Source organism: Nostoc sp. ChiSLP03a (genome assembly GCF_034531215.2).
Lineage (GTDB): Bacteria > Cyanobacteriota > Cyanobacteriia > Cyanobacteriales > Nostocaceae > Nostoc.
Window position 1 is genome coordinate 26871 of the sequence record NZ_JAVRBQ020000006.1, and the last position, 15297, is coordinate 42167.

15 protein-coding genes are annotated in these 15297 nt (G+C 42.0%); 3 read left to right on the top strand and 12 right to left on the bottom strand.

From position 1 onward, the window contains the following. Positions 1-31: 31 nt before the first annotated feature. From aepY to tpiA, 8 genes are all read right to left on the bottom strand, one after another. Positions 32-1192: a phosphonopyruvate decarboxylase gene (gene aepY, locus RMY32_RS00765; RefSeq protein WP_322710320.1), complete on the bottom strand. Its 1161-nt coding sequence runs from the start codon at positions 1190-1192 to the stop codon at positions 32-34. 27 nt (positions 1193-1219) lie between these two features. Continuing rightward, a complete protein-coding gene (locus RMY32_RS00770) occupies positions 1220-1447 on the bottom strand; it encodes a hypothetical protein (protein ID WP_322710321.1) in 228 nt (75 codons plus the stop codon). A gap of 79 nt (positions 1448-1526) precedes the next feature. Continuing rightward, complete coding sequence (locus RMY32_RS00775) at positions 1527-2216, bottom strand: FCD domain-containing protein (protein ID WP_322710322.1); 690 nt, start codon at positions 2214-2216, stop codon at positions 1527-1529. Positions 2217-2423: 207 nt separating this feature from the next. Then, a complete protein-coding gene (gene aepX, locus RMY32_RS00780; RefSeq protein WP_322710323.1) occupies positions 2424-4079 on the bottom strand; it encodes a phosphoenolpyruvate mutase in 1656 nt (551 codons plus the stop codon). Positions 4080-4316: 237 nt separating this feature from the next. After that, positions 4317-5072 (bottom strand): phosphocholine cytidylyltransferase family protein, encoded by a 756-nt coding sequence (locus tag RMY32_RS00785; protein ID WP_322710325.1) that lies wholly within the window; start codon positions 5070-5072, stop codon positions 4317-4319. Positions 5073-5241: 169 nt separating this feature from the next. Next, entirely contained in the window at positions 5242-5955 is a 714-nt protein-coding gene (locus tag RMY32_RS00790; protein WP_322710326.1) for a 2OG-Fe(II) oxygenase, read from the bottom strand. Between the two features lie 43 nt (positions 5956-5998). After that, complete coding sequence (locus tag RMY32_RS00795) at positions 5999-6604, bottom strand: CDP-alcohol phosphatidyltransferase family protein (protein ID WP_322710327.1); 606 nt, start codon at positions 6602-6604, stop codon at positions 5999-6001. Positions 6605-6880: 276 nt separating this feature from the next. Beyond that, a complete protein-coding gene (gene tpiA / locus RMY32_RS00800) occupies positions 6881-7612 on the bottom strand; it encodes a triose-phosphate isomerase (protein ID WP_322675149.1) in 732 nt (243 codons plus the stop codon). A 297-nt stretch (positions 7613-7909) separates the two neighbouring features. Between tpiA and RMY32_RS00805 the strand changes: the two genes are divergently transcribed. Further along, positions 7910-9388 carry a GTP-binding protein gene (locus RMY32_RS00805; RefSeq protein ID WP_322710328.1) on the top strand — a complete coding sequence of 493 codons (1479 nt, stop codon included), beginning with the start codon at positions 7910-7912 and terminating at the stop codon, positions 9386-9388. Between the two features lie 189 nt (positions 9389-9577). On the opposite strand, the gene RMY32_RS00810 is transcribed toward RMY32_RS00805, so the two are convergent. Both RMY32_RS00810 and hisF read right to left on the bottom strand, forming a co-directional pair. After that, on the bottom strand, positions 9578-9769 hold the full coding sequence (locus tag RMY32_RS00810) for a hypothetical protein (RefSeq protein WP_094348875.1): 192 nt from the start codon (positions 9767-9769) through the stop codon (positions 9578-9580). 99 nt (positions 9770-9868) lie between these two features. Then, complete coding sequence (hisF, locus tag RMY32_RS00815; RefSeq protein WP_322710329.1) at positions 9869-10642, bottom strand: imidazole glycerol phosphate synthase subunit HisF; 774 nt, start codon at positions 10640-10642, stop codon at positions 9869-9871. Between the two features lie 229 nt (positions 10643-10871). Between hisF and ruvB the strand changes: the two genes are divergently transcribed. Together ruvB and RMY32_RS00825 are read left to right on the top strand one after the other, a co-directional pair. Beyond that, entirely contained in the window at positions 10872-11972 is a 1101-nt protein-coding gene (gene ruvB / locus RMY32_RS00820) for a Holliday junction branch migration DNA helicase RuvB (protein ID WP_322710330.1), read from the top strand. A gap of 163 nt (positions 11973-12135) precedes the next feature. Then, positions 12136-12939, top strand: a complete 804-nt coding sequence (locus RMY32_RS00825; RefSeq protein ID WP_322710331.1) for a tetratricopeptide repeat protein — start codon at positions 12136-12138, stop codon at positions 12937-12939. A gap of 58 nt (positions 12940-12997) precedes the next feature. Here RMY32_RS00825 and RMY32_RS00830 read toward each other — a convergent pair whose 3' ends face one another. Then, a complete protein-coding gene (locus tag RMY32_RS00830; RefSeq protein ID WP_322710332.1) occupies positions 12998-14386 on the bottom strand; it encodes a cytochrome P450 in 1389 nt (462 codons plus the stop codon). An 86-nt stretch (positions 14387-14472) separates the two neighbouring features. Then, positions 14473-15276 (bottom strand): TIGR01548 family HAD-type hydrolase, encoded by an 804-nt coding sequence (locus RMY32_RS00835; RefSeq protein ID WP_322710333.1) that lies wholly within the window; start codon positions 15274-15276, stop codon positions 14473-14475. Positions 15277-15297 lie beyond the last annotated feature (21 nt).

Below are 15297 nucleotides of genomic sequence, written 5' to 3' on the forward strand. Positions count from 1 at the left end.
AAATTAAGAGTTTGTACTTTTAATTTATTAATTACGAATTACCAATATGTTTCATGAAACGTTGTAAAACTTCTTCTGGGGTGAGGTTGGGTCTGGGTAGCTTTTCTAAAGTTCCGGGACGGATTTTTAAATGAGCGAATTTAGGTCTGGTATTAGCATCTGCGGTAAATAAAGCATCTAAAAGGGCAGGGTCATCCCCGGCTAATGTAACACCGTAACCGCACGCTTCGGCAATTTTAGCAAAGGAGATACCCGCAGAAACGGTGGCTTGTGCGCCTGTGGAATCGTGGACTTCATTATCTAAGAGAATATGGGTCAAGTTAGCACCGCCATAAGTGCCGATGGTAGCAAAATTACCCATTCGCATCAAAGCTGCGCCATCGCCATCAATTACTACTACCTTCAGGTCTGGACGTGCTAAAGATAGTCCCAATGCCATTGAAGAAGCACAGCCCATCGAGCCGACCATGTAAAGCTGATTAGCACTGTCTTTACTGGCGAAGAGTTCGCGTCCCGTATATCCAGTGGTGGCAATTACTACAGTGTTTTCTGGATCGATGAGTTCTACAATCCGAGCTAATGCTTCGCTGCGAGAAATGCGTTGTTGTTTGCGATCGCGAAAAAAGCTTTGCTGAATATGAGCGCTATTACTATTTTCTCGTTCAGGGATAGAAGAACGGGTGAGTGCATGGGGGGCGATCGCTCCTTTACGCATAATTAAAGCATAAGGACAGCGTTCTTGTTGCATATAGGCTGTGGCTCTTTGTAGAACGGGTTCTATTTCTGCTGCCTCTGTGGGAAAAAATTCCCAAGGTATAGTCATTGTTTGCAGCAACTTATCTGTGATTTGCCCCATTAATTGATGTTGCGGTTCATCTTGCAACAAGCGATCGCCTCTTAAAGTACAAATCAGCAGTAGCGGAATCCGAAAGATATAAGTGAGGGAGGTTAGCGGGTTTACTGCATTACCCAAACCAGAGTTTTGCATCATTACTACAGCTGGTTTCCCAGCAATTGCGGCTCCAGCTGCGATCGCTACAGCATCTCCCTCATTGGCTGCGGAGATATATTTAAGTTGAACGTCATTGATGACGTAGTTAATAAAAGGCGTGAGAAAAGAACAGGGTACGCCTGTGTACCACCCAAAGCCAAGATTACGCGCAGCTTCTACAAATTCTTCTGCCTGGATCATAATTAAAAATTTACAGCAATTTTCAGGTCAAAGATCAATTTTATTTTTGTAACCCTTTCTTACCAAAGTCTCAAACCTTGCATGACTGCTGGTGACAGGCTCGCTACTTTTGGGACTATTTTTATTAGAATCCTGATTGGCATTAATTTGCATCTGCAATAAGTAGTTCCCTGTTGCACTTAGATAAAAAATGATTTGTAGAAATATTAAAAAATTTTGAATTTTATTATTTGGCTTTTGAGTTTGATTACTCATAATAACTCCGAGTGAATTCACTTTTTACGATAATAAACGACTTGAGTTTCAAAAAGGTTTAAATGAGAATTAAATCTGCTCACAAATAAGAGATTACTTTTTTTTCAAATAATTTTGTAATTTTCTCAATATCATTAAGAGAATTACTTAAGTGTAAATCAATAGCGTTACTTAATCTTTCTTGGTTTAGATCAAGTATGGCTTGAAAAATCTCCAAATGAATTGCATTTTGTCCAATTGTTATATTAAATTTTAGTTGAGGAATCCAAATTTTGAAAAAATCCATATAATCTTGTCTATATCGTTCTACTAACCTTTTTGCATATTCATTAGGATGAGCATTCATAATACACGTATGAAGATACTCGTCCAAAACAATCATTAATGAATTATCTTTTTCTTGATATGCTTTTTTATATAAATAGAAAACCTCTTTGAAACTATTTAAATCTTTTAATGGCAACACTTTTAGAAAATATTTTGTAGCTTCTTTTTCATATTTAAATCTTACTTTTAATCGCTGCTCAAATTGTCCAATAGAATACTGTGGAAAGTATTCAAGCAGAGGATTAGATAAAGTTTTGGCAAATGCCTCTCGACAAAGTTGATTAGGAGAAGTTTCTCCCGTTTCAATTGCTACTATAGTCCTTCGACAGGTATGACACTTTTCAGCTAACCTATCTTGTGACCAAATCATATTATTTCGTGAGTTTTTCAATATGCGCCCATAGGCTAGCTTTGTTAACTTATCTTGTATTAAACCATCCATAATTATCCTAGTTCGTTTAGAAGCTTAATTATTTTTCAGTCTATCAAAATCAAATAGTAAATTTACTGAAGCGAGGAGCATGTTTTCTGCTCACCGATGGACGAGCATTGGGCATGGGGATTAGAGAAGGAAGATTATTATTTGAGCTTTAAAACTCAAAACTTCAACCTCACAATTCCCCATGCCCAATGCCCAATGCCCCACTCCCTATTGTTTCAATTGAAAAGCAAGGTCAAGATCGTCTAAAGAATTAACATCTAACCAGTTACCGCGAATATAAAGCACCTTGATCGGTTTGCCTTGCTCGATTAAATAATTGCATAATTCTGGTAAACCCAGACTGTTAAATTCCGGTCGTTTTTGCAATTCATTGAGTGCTTCACTCACCCATTGTCTACCTTGACTCCGCAAACGCAACATCCCAATCCAGCGTCCGCTAGACTTTCCTAATTGCGTTTGTGTGGTTTTAGAAACGTTCAACAGGTTGACATCCTGTCCAAACAGAGAAAGATCGTCTGGAACTGAGCAATAGGCGTAGTCAGGTGAACCGCTAACAGACTTGTTGTTAGCAACAGAATCAACCACAGCCACAATTTCTCCGGGACATTCTAATAAATCTCGCAGGATGTAGCTTCTAAATAGTAAATCGCCGTAAAGCACCAGCATTTCTTCACCAAAACTAGCTTGAGCTACGGCTAAGGATGCTAATTCTCCGGTTGTTTCATAATCTGGGTTGCGGATGACTTTAGTCCCCGGAACATTGATAGTTTCTGCTTTGTAACCGGCGACAACGGTAATATCATTGATAGCAAGTTTCTTGAATTTGTCTACCAACAACCTGAGTAAAGGTTTACCTCCAAGGGGTAACATTACTTTTGGTTTATCTTGCGTCAATCCGGCTAATTCTTGGCCTCTGCTAGCAGCCAAAACGATCGCTTGGGTATTTTGTCGTCCGTTGTTAAAATAGCGTTTTTCAGCTTCTTGGAGTTCATCCGCTCCTTGTAGCCGGAAGATTTCTTTTACAGGAGCAATATCATCTTCAATGTTGATTAAAGTTTCGCTGGCTTTCACTTCGCGGGCGATCGCTTGCATACTAGCAACAGCAGCTCGAATCAGATGGTTTGCCCAGATGACCAAATTAACTTCCGCTTTCCGAAAAACATCAGTAGGCGTGCTGTAATATTTGGTCGGTATAAATACTAACGGAGAACGGCCCGCCCATTCTTTAGCAAAGGCTAGCACTTGATCGGGGCGCGATGATTTACTGTGAATTAAGATGGCGTTTGCTCCGGCGGCGTGGTAAGCTTCAGCTCGGCGCAAAGCCTCCGAAAGATCCCAGCCGGCGATCAAAGCTTCGAGTCGGGCGACGATGCAAAAATCTGCATCTGTTTGACTATCTTTACCCGCCTTAATTTTGCCGCAGAATTCATCAATATCAGCTAAAGCTTGGCGACTACCGTTGATAAAGCTATTGGTTTTGGGAAACAGCTTATCTTCAATACAGACTCCAGCAATACCTCGCTGTTCTAACTTCTTAACCAGGCGGCGCATATTATTAAAGTTGCCATAACCAGTATCCCCGTCTAATAAAATCGGGATGCTGGTGACATCAGACATAAACTCCAGCATTTCTACAACTTGAGTCCAACTGGCTTCATTATTATCTCGAACGCCATACTGAGCCGAAAGGGCTAATCCACTCGCCCAAATTCCTTTAAATCCAGCCTCTTCCACAATCCGGGCGCTAATCCCATTGTGAGCTTCCATAATGAAGTCGAGTTGAGGCGATTCTAGTAATAACCGTAATTGGGCACACTTATTTAATTTTGCAGAGGTATCATTGGGTGCAAATATTTGATGCATTTATTCTGCTTTTTTCAACCTATACTAATAATTAAAGAAGAATTCAGAAGCCAAAATTCAGAATTCAGAATTTAGAATCAATTAGTGGGAGATTCAAAACCGCCACTATGTTTTTGACCGCTAAATCGGATATTTAATGGGTATTTTCAACCCCTCAATTCACCCGCTAGTAGCAAATAATTTCATACTGACTCCTGAATTCTGACTCCTGACTCCTGAATTCTTTCAAAGATATTTTCAGATATGTTCTGCGACTTCTATCTGAGGTAAAATCTCGTTTTGGGCGCGTTGAATATCCTGGGGAAAATCGATTTCGAGCCAAGGTAATCCAGTGATGTCTTCGTAGCCAAATGTTTCTGGAGTTTCTAAGAGCAGATCCCGAATTACTTCTTCATAAGGTTCATTATCCCGTCCGTCTGCAACATATTGTTCTGTGCGAATCGCAAGACGGCGAGCAACAGCACTTTCAAAACGAAAGAATCCCACTGACTCACCCGCAAAATCATAAGCTAAACCAGGAGCTACTTGTTTGCGAAACTCCACTAGATAATTATCTCTAACGCAAAGCTTCACGGGTTCATCTCCCGGTTCAAAATCCCGATCTAATAAAAAGCTATTGGGGAGATTTGTCTTTACCAATCGTTCGATGATGCAGCGATCGCACAATACATCTGCATCCATTAATAATATCTCATCGCTAGCAACTAAATGCTGACGTACAGTCCAAAGGCTGATTACACTCCCTTTGGTATAGTCAGGATTATAAATTGTACTGACCCAACTTTCGGCTCCTAATGCTTTGATTTCATCCTGAATTTTTTCTGCTTGATAACCCACAGCAATCACTACTTCATCAATTTGGTAATGACGGAGATTGTTAAAATGCCGCTCTAATAGAGATTTGCCGTTAAACTTCAGTAAGCATTTGGGTTGGATTTGCCCGTCTTTACCTAAGCGTCGTCCAACGCCAGCAGCTAAGATAATTGCCTTCATCGTCAAATCACCAACAGTAGCTTAGACACCAGGAAATCTGGAAGCTTCCCCAGTATTTTATAATGACTGTTTTTCGTTCAAGACAATATTTGTTAATTAATTCTTAACATAGAGGAGGCAGGTGGTCACTGAGCGTAGTCGAAGTGAGGCAGAAGGGAAAATGGTAGTGCTAAGAGCGAAACACTTGGCGAAAACCAAAATAGGCGATCGCATCTTTCATATTTGAGACAAAACGTTTTAACATACCCATGCGGGTGTCGGTGACATACTCCAAAGTCAAGACAATGCGTTGTTCGTTGTCACCCAAAGGGGTCACTCTGTGATAAAGTTTGTCACCATTGAATAAGACTAGAGTACCAGGGGTTATGGAGAGCGATCGCGTTTGAGTTTCCCGTTCTGGAATATCTTTGTAGAGTTGATATTCCAGTTTACTAGATGAATTATCAACCAAACCAAGCAACACTGTATAGCGTTTCCCGTGATAGTAAGAAGTATCGTAATGATACTGGATATGATCTCCAGGCTCAGTGTAATAGTACAGCGCGTAAGTATGAGGATCGGAATCAGGACAGGGAAGGAGTTTTTCTGCCGTAATTTTGTTCAGGAACTCGAAAAAGGCACTGAGTTGATAAAACTCTCCAAAAATCGGAGCAAGGCTATCTAAGCTATAGCGGCTGATACTACCGCCCTTTTTATGATTGGGAATATAGTTGCGGTTAATAGCAGGTTGCAAAGACGGCAACAGCGCCAAAAACTGCTCAATAATGGAGTTAGGGACAAAGTTTTCAACCACCAAAAATTCATTTTGAGCTTGAAACTCAGCTTGAAGTTTCTGGTAATCAACGGCTGCTATAGCTTTATCAATTTCAGTTTGAAGCTCCATTGATGTCCATTGATAATTATTTATTCTCTCACTGCTTCCTTATCTAGTTTGATTCTGGCTGCGGGAGTGTCCAAAATTGCCAAATTACCCATATAGCAAAGGTTGGCGCGCCAATTGTCGCTGCTATTAATAAAGGCTCTAGTCCATTCAGTAAGGGAACTATGGGAAACAAATATAGCACGTCTTCAATGTCAAAGCCGGCGAAATTTGGTTGACGGCTGGCGTCTTTACCTAAACGTTGTTCCATTTGGTTTCGTAAATGAAAGATGCAAGCAACAGACACCCCAGATACTATCCCCATCACCAACGCCCACCAACCAAATTTTCCCTCTTTAAGACCATATCCCATACACACAAACAATAGAATATGGATGATAGCGTCACTAGCAAGGTCATAGTGATGTCCCCATTTGCTACTTTTCCCACTCAAACGAGCTAATTCACCGTCTGTATGATCGAGAAAGTTAGATAAAGCAAATAGCCATGCTCCAAGATTAACCCAAATGGTATTACCAACTGCGAGGGCGACAGCCGCCGCCAACCCTGTCAAAAGTCGCACTGTAGTAAGATGATTGGGATTTACCCAACTGTCTTTTAGAGGTTTAATTAGCCAGTAAGCAAGTTGAGCATCCCAAGGCTTTGCGATCATAGATGAACTTAAATTTGATCTAGTCTTGGAATATATATATAGCGGTTCTCATTTGGATGCAACATCCATTAGGGTAAGTAAGTGGGTGGGAAATAAAGATTTCCAACTTCTGAATACTTAATATCTGGAACATTTGTCATTAAAAATAGTCTTACAAAATTCAATTCTGAATTTTGACCGGAGGCGGAGCGTCTCCGGCTCCGCTCCTGAATTCTGAATTCTTCTTATCTACATTAGGCATTCCCATGCAGAGCATGGGAACGAGAAAAAAGCACATCACACTGATTTAAAATTCACAATCCGAGCGAAACTCTCAGGTTCTAGACTTGCTCCTCCCACGAGGACGCCATCAATTTCTGGTTGAGCCATAATCTCATCAATATTATTCGGCTTGACTGAGCCGCCATATTGAATTGATACATTCGGATTAGTCAACTGGCTACGAATTAAGCCAATTATTCGATTAGCTTCCTCTACTTCACAAGTGTCGCCAGTGCCAATCGCCCAAATCGGTTCGTAAGCAATCACCAAATTATCTTGATCGATATCTACCAAGGCTTTGTCGAGTTGGAGAGCAATCAGTGATTCAGTTTCTCCCGCATCTCGTTGTTGTTTACTTTCGCCAACACAAAGAATTGGAGTCAAACCAAACCTTTGAGCAGTTCGGAGGCGCAGATTAACGGTGGCGTCCGTTTCTCCAAAATATTGCCGTCGTTCGCTATGACCGACAATCACAAAGCGCACACCACTTTCTGCCAGCATTGGGCCAGAAATCTCACCCGTATAGGCTCCATATTCTTCCCAATGGATATTTTGTGCCCCCAGTTGGATGAGGCTACCGTGCAAAGTCTTGGACAAAACGTTTAAATCAGTGAAAGGAGGACACAATATCACTTCTCGCCCTTGGGGGGTTTCCTCTAAATGAGGCAGAAATCCTTGTAAAAACTCTTGGGTTTCTGCCTGGGTTTTGAACATTTTCCAGTTGCCGGCAATAACGATTTTCCGCACAGGTAATTTAGTCAAGATCCTAACGCGTTATATTTAGATGCATTTTTCAGTTTATGACGTTTTGTTAGCCATTGGTCATTAGTCATTAGTCATTAGTCATTAGTCATTGGGCATTGGGCATTGGGAATTGGGCATTGGGCATATTTATTCCCCTTGCCCCTTGTCTCCTTTGTCTGCATCGTCTAGCCAAACCCCTCATAAAAATAACTAGGATAGTAAATGAACTGTATCTAAAATTTAAAATCTAAAATCTAAAATTTAAAATCTAAAATCTAAAATCTAAAATCTAAAATTAATATGACTTCGACATTGCCCGTGCCTGAACCTCATCAAAGCGATTTCAACACTGACGCAAATTCTCTCAGCTGGGAGGAAGAATTGGATAGTGCTATTTTCAGTTTTGAAGACATTCAGACGGAACTGAACTATAAACAAGCACAAACAGCGTTGCGAAACTTGGTAGCCAATCTCGATCTTACTCCCCAGGAAAAAACCGGATTGGAGGCAGAAATTGCTGATTTGGAAATTATGCTAGGGAAGTTAGACCGCATGGTGGTGCAGATTGCGGCTTTTGGCATGGTGGGACGTGGTAAGTCTTCGCTACTAAATGCTTTGGTTGGGCAAACGGTATTTGAAACTGGGCCGCTGCACGGTGTCACCCGTACTGCACAAACAGTTAATTGGAGTATTAGCGAGGAGATGATTGGGGAAACTGAACGTGCTTTGCGTGTGACTCTTCCTGGTGTAGGTCAATCACAAGTGGAATTAATTGATACTCCTGGGTTAGATGAAGTAGATGGTGCAACTCGTGCCGCCTTAGCTGAACAGATTGCAAAACAAGCAGATTTGATTCTGTTTGTGATCTCTGGCGATATGACAAAACTGGAATACATAGCCCTTTCTCAGTTGCGGGAAGCAGGTAAACCGATTGTTTTGGTGTTTAACAAAGTAGACCAGTATCCAGAAGCAGACCGGATGGCAATTTATCACAAAATCCGGGATGAAAGAGTGCGGGAATTACTCACACCTTTGGAAATAGTTATGGCTGCGGCATCGCCATTGGTGAAGACGGCGATTCGTCGCCCTGATGGTACGAGGAGCATACAGTTGCGTACAGGGAATGCCCAAGTCGAGGAACTGAAGCTGAAAATATTGGAAATTCTGCATCGTGAAGGTAAAGCTTTGGTTGCCCTTAATACCATGCTTTATGCCGACATTGTAAATGAGCAATTGGTTGAGAGAAAACTGATGATTCGGGAACAGAATGCCAATCAGTTGATTTGGAAAGCTGTGATGACTAAGGCATTAGCGATCGCACTCAATCCTCTAACTGTGGTAGATATTCTCAGTAGTGTGGTAATTGATATTGCTCTAATTTTGGGTTTATCTAAACTTTATGGCTTCTCCATGACCGAAGCTGGCGCTGTACAATTGCTACAAAAAATCGCCCTGAGTATGGGCGGTATCGGTGCTAGTGAATTGTTAGCAAATTTAGGCTTGAGTGGATTAAAAACTTTACTTGGGATTTCGGCAACAGCTACGGGTGGTATTGCGCTAGGCCCTTATATATCGGTGGCGATTACCCAAGGAGGAGTCGCTGGTGTTTCTTCTTACGGTATTGGACAAGTTACCAAAGTTTATTTAGCCAATGGCGCAACTTGGGGGCCTGATGGGCCGAAAGCAGTGATTAATCGGATTTTGACAAATTTGGATGAGACTTCAATTCTGAACCGGATTAAAGATGAATTACTCCAGAAAGTAAAACTCAAAAAATGATGTATAAATTAGGTTTGGTCAGCCATATTTATCCTTACACTTACCTGTTCTAGAAGGCAAAAATTATACTTTTGGATACTTTTAAAACATCTTCTTAAAATAAGCTATACATTATTGCTTAGTTATTATGACTTTGTCAAGGTTTCTGAAAACTAAATTTTAAATATCCCCTCTCGCACTCAGTACTCTCTAGGATACTTGCAACAAATAGGTCATACAATGCCCCATTAAAAAGTAAACTACTAACATGGCAGCAGCAGCAAGAGCAACCAAGGTACCAGCCAACATTAGAGAAAATTCTTTACTCTCGTAGGCTTTCTCCATTAAGTGCAGCGACCACGCTACCAGGGCAACATCAAAAAGTAAAATAGGAAGCAACATATTTCTTAATATTTGTTAATACTTGTAAAATAATATTAACACCCTTTTCAGGAAGTGTGTCTAACCTTAGATAGATGTCATTAAATGAATAATGGTGGATCAACAAAATGTTCTGACTGGCACGTTGCGATCGCGCAAGTAAGTTTTAATTTCTGCTACGCTTAATTGTCCGTAATGTAACAGTGACGCAAGTAATGCGGCTTCAGCCTTGCCTTCAGTTAGGGCAGTGTAGATATGTTCACAATTACCTGCACCACCAGAAGCAATAACTGGAATTTCTACAGCATTGGCAATCGCCCGTGTAATCTCAATGTCATACCCGGCTTGGGTTCCATCAGCATCCATACTTGTGACTAGCAGTTCTCCGGCCCCCCGTTTTTCAACTTCCTGTGCCCACAATAGGGCATCTAAGCCTGTATTTTCTCTGCCACCCCGCACATACACATCCCAACCTAGATTCTCCGGGTTATTTCTGCGTCTGGCATCAATAGCAACAACTATGCACTGATTACCAAAGCGATCGCTTGCCCGATTAATCAAGTCTGGTTCCCGCACTGCCGCAGAATTAATACTAACCTTATCTGCGCCCGCCCGTAACAAAGCTTTAACATTTTCTAAGGATTGAATGCCACCACCTACAGTCAATGGAATAAAGACCCGTTCAGCAGTGCGGTAGACCACATCTAAAATTGTAGCTCGGTCTTCATGAGTAGCTGTAATATCCAGAAATACTAATTCATCAGCACCGGCTTCGTTGTAAACCTTGGCCAGCTCTACCGGATCGCCTGCATCTTGGAGATTAACAAAGTTAACTCCTTTTACAACCCGTCCCGCCTTCACATCTAAGCACGGTAAGATTCTTTTAGATAACATAATAACTTTTGTACTTCTGGGTAATTAGCCGGAATTTAAATTTTAAATTGGCGCGGGTATTCTCAAACGAAAATTTTCACAAGTATGAGGAATGAGGCATTGGAATTAGGAAAGAGGTGACAGGTGACAGGTTATAGATGAATAATCTGTACCCTATAACCTGTAACCTATTGCCTTCCCCAGTCCCCAGTCCCCAGTCCCCAGTCCCTTAAACATAGATAGCTGAATTATGGCGATAATCTCATCGAAAAAACAGCCTCCAGAACCCAACGGCGAACCAAAGCAGCGTCGAGAGTCGGCGAAAGCACCATCCACAGAAAATATTTTGCAGCCTGAAGCTGCTCTTGATGAGCAAGAACAGCAAGAAGAAGGTATTCGACCACACCGCTTTGCTGATTACATTGGGCAAAAAGATTTAAAGGATGTGCTAGATATTGCCATTAAAGCAGCTAAGTCTCGTGGTGAGGTACTGGATCACTTGCTTCTGTATGGGCCGCCGGGATTGGGCAAAACCACAATGGCAATGATTTTAGCATCGGAAATGGGGGTAAATTACAAAATTACCAGTGCGCCAGCCTTAGAACGTCCACGAGATATTGTTGGGCTACTAGTGAACCTCAAGCCAGGGGATATCTTATTTGTAGATGAAATTCATCGCCTCTCGCGGATGACGGAGGAAATTCTCTATCCCGCGATGGAAGATTATCGCTTAGATATTACCATTGGTAAGGGTTCTAGTGCTCGGATCAGAAGCTTGCCGCTATCAAAATTTACCTTAGTAGGGGCTACAACCCGTGTGGGTGCTTTAACTTCACCACTGCGCGATCGCTTTGGTTTAATTCAAAAACTGCGATTTTACGAAGTTGACGAACTGACTCAAATTGTACTGCGAACCGCTCAATTACTCAAAACCCCTATTACAGAAGATGGTGCCACAGAAATTGCCCGTCGTTCCCGCGGAACACCACGTATTGCTAATAGATTACTAAAACGAGTGCGTGATTATGCGGAAGTAAAAGAATCTGGGGAGATTAATGAAAACATTGCATCTGAAGCATTGCAACTATTCCAAGTAGATCCTTGCGGTTTAGATTGGACAGACCGCCAGATGTTGAGTGTAATAATTGAACAATTTAATGGCGGGCCAGTGGGGTTAGAAACAATGGCAGCAGCCACGGGTGAAGATACTCAAACAATTGAAGAGGTGTACGAACCTTACCTGATGCAAATTGGGTATTTAACTAGAACTCATCGCGGCAGAATGGCGACAAAGGCAGCATATAAGCATTTGGGATTTACGCCGCCTAATGAACAGTTGTCATTATTGTAATTATGGGAAATTGGGCATTGGGCATGGGGCATTGGGCATGGGGCATGGAGCATTGATTGATACTCGTAAATGAGTGTTTGAACTCTTTTAATCAGCCTTTGAACTCCATTCCTCTGCTCCATACTCAATGACAAATGACAAATGACAAATTAGGTAAACCTAGATGATTAAGTTAATTAGTATTTTTTTCAGTCTGTTACTTGTGTTTGGCTGGGGTACACCAGTTATGGCACAATCTCAGCCGCCCATTACTCAAGAACAGTTAAAACAAGGTGATGAGTGGGCAAATCAAGCGTTTCTAGCGACGAATCAAGGTGACTTTGCGACGGCTGAAACTTACTGGACAAAAATTATTGAGCAATTTCCGACAAATGCGGGGGCGTGGAGTAATCGGGGAAATTCGCGGGTGAGTCAGAATAAGTTACAAGAGGCGCTGGCAGATTATAACAAAGCCATAGAATTAGCGCCAAATGTTACCGATCCATATTTGAATCGGGGCGCGGCGTTGGAAGGGATGGGAAAATGGGATGAGGCGATCGCAGATTATAATCATGTCTTAGAACTCGATCCTAACGATGCGATGGCGTATAACAATCGCGGTAATGCCAAAACAGGTTTAGGAAAATGGGATTCGGCGATCGCAGATTACAAAAAATCTAATGAGATAGCCCCAAATTTTGCCTTCGCCCGTGTCAATTACGCCCTCGCTCTTTATGAAACTGGTAAAAAAGAGCAAGCAATCCGTGAAATGCGAAATATCGCCCGGAAATACTCCAAATTTGCTGATGTGCGTGCCGCCCTCACAGCTGCATATTGGGTAAATGGAGAACAAGGTGAAGCCGAAAGCAACTGGGTAGCAGCTTATGGACTTGATAGCCGCTACAAGGATATCGACTGGGTAAAAAATATCCGCCGTTGGCCTCCCAGCCTAGTTACTGCTTTGGATAAGTTCTTGAAAATCCAGTAATTAGCAGGTAAATAACAGGGGAAGCGAAGCGATCGCTCCCACCTGATTCTGAGACTTTTTACACTAAGTTAGTCTCAAGAACTCGCTGATTTTGCTGACGCTTTCCAGTTACCACCATTGGTACACCACCGCCTGGTGCTAACAGGAAGCTTTTGCGAACTGGCAGTACTGACTGTGTATCAGCTAGTTTCATTTGCCAATCAGATATTATAGTTGCCAATACCAGTTTCATTTCAAACAGGGCAAATGCCATGCCAATACAGCGACGATTCCCGCCACCAAAGGGCAAAAATTCAGCTGGAGTAAATTGTCTTTCCAGAAAACGATCTGGCTGAAACTGCTTTGAATTGGGGTATAAATCTTCTCGATGATGGCTCAAATAAATACAAGGAACCAATATAGTACCAGGGTCAAATTTGTAGCCTGCAATTTCTAAAGGTGATTTAACCAATCGATTTAATCCCAACATCGCCACCGGATACAGGCGCATTGTTTCCGAACAAACCGCATTCAAATAAGGTAATCGGAAAATGGCGTTTGGGTCTTTGTTCTCACCCAGGCTATCCAGTTCTTGCACCAGTTTTTCACGGACTTCAGGTTGATGATGAATCCAATACAGTGCCCATGCTAAAGAACTAGCGGTAGTTTCATGACCTGCAATCAACAAAGTCATTAATTCATCACGTAATTCTATGTCTGTCATCGGCTCACCTGCTTCATCACGAGCCGCCATCATCAAAGACAGAATATCACTTCGAGACTGGTCGCCAAGCGATCGCCTTTCTTGAATTTCAGCATAGATGAGATCGTCCATTTCCTGCCGCAAACGTAGATAACTTCCCCAAGGACTGCGAGGCCCGAAATCTTGTCGTAATAATGGGAAAAACAGCATTATTGCCCGTACAACAGGTCTTTTTGGATTCAGGATAGCAATCAGTGTTTCTTTGAGTTTTTCATAACGAAGTCCGTCCTTTAGACCAAATACAGCCTTCAAAATCACCTGAAAGGAGATTTCTTGCATGGATGGCAAGACTGTAAAGGTTTCCCCAACTGGCCACTCACTAGTTACTTGCTTGGCGATCTCACAGATTAAATCACCATAAGCCTGCATTCTTTCCCCATGTAGAGGAGGTGTTAGCAGTTTACGCTGGCGCTGGTGAGGTTTTCCTTCTAAGGATAGTAGAGAATTTGGCCCTAATAAAGGCGTTCCTGAACCCGCTGCTGCACCAGAATCTAACTGTTTAGGATCGGTAGTAAAAATCTGCTGAATCGCTTGAGGATTGCTAATAAAGACTTGAGGCGTAAAAACTGGGCCGATTCGCAGAGTGAACATATCACCATAGCGTTTAGCACAGTCTTCTAGGTATTCTAAGGGATTAGTAAGCCATTGATACGTCTGTACCCAAGGGTGAGTTTGGGGGCCGTTAGGCAGTTTAAGTGCAGACATTTTTATTTATCTCCCAATGATTAAAGCAAGATTGTTATCAGCCAGTCATTCATACACCCCTAGCTTGATTAATCTTAGACCACAGATCAAGCAAATGAACTTACCAATTCTTGAATCTGCCTTGGAGTCAATTCTTGGACATTACGCAAAACTACTGCTGCTCCTGCTGCTATTAGTGTCTTAGTGTAAGCATCACTACGCGCTGTTGTTTCCTGTACGTGGGGCGGTAAAACGCCTATACCAAGCCAAGTGCGAGCAGAATCTAGATTTCGCGCTTTCTCGACGGTATACATATCTGCTACCGTATCTCCCACATAAACGATCGCTAATTTTTGCTCAATTCCATTTTCTAACTCACGAACTGTAGCGAAAAGTCCAGTAGGATCGGGTTTCCCTGGTGCATCTTCCATTGCAATCAACACCGGAGATTTCAAACCCAGGCGTTTTTCTAAGACATAGTTGGCGGAAGCACGAGTTGCACCGCTAAAAAATCCCCAGGCAATCCCGGCTTGAGTAAGTTGTTCTAAATAGCTGGGTTGTAATAATAAGGGTTCATTACAGATATAACCAGTAAAATTATTTGGATCTGAGCCTCGGTAACGCGATTGAAAAAATTTAACGATCGCACTGTAATCTAGTTGCAGTTGTTCGCGCGTTTGTCCTTGGGTTTCAAAGTAGCGGTAAATTAATTCCTGCGATGCTTCCCAATCGTTATTCCACACGCCTTCAGACTTCAGTTGGTCAATATCTAGTGGGGTTGGACGATATGCTTGGGTAGTAAAATATTCTACGGTATCTGCGATCGCCCGGCGATAGGAACCGCTAACATCGCGCACAACGCCATCAATATCAAAAATAGCGATCGCTTTTGCAGAAGTTGGTTGAGTCATGGGGTAAGGAAGCAAAAGAGT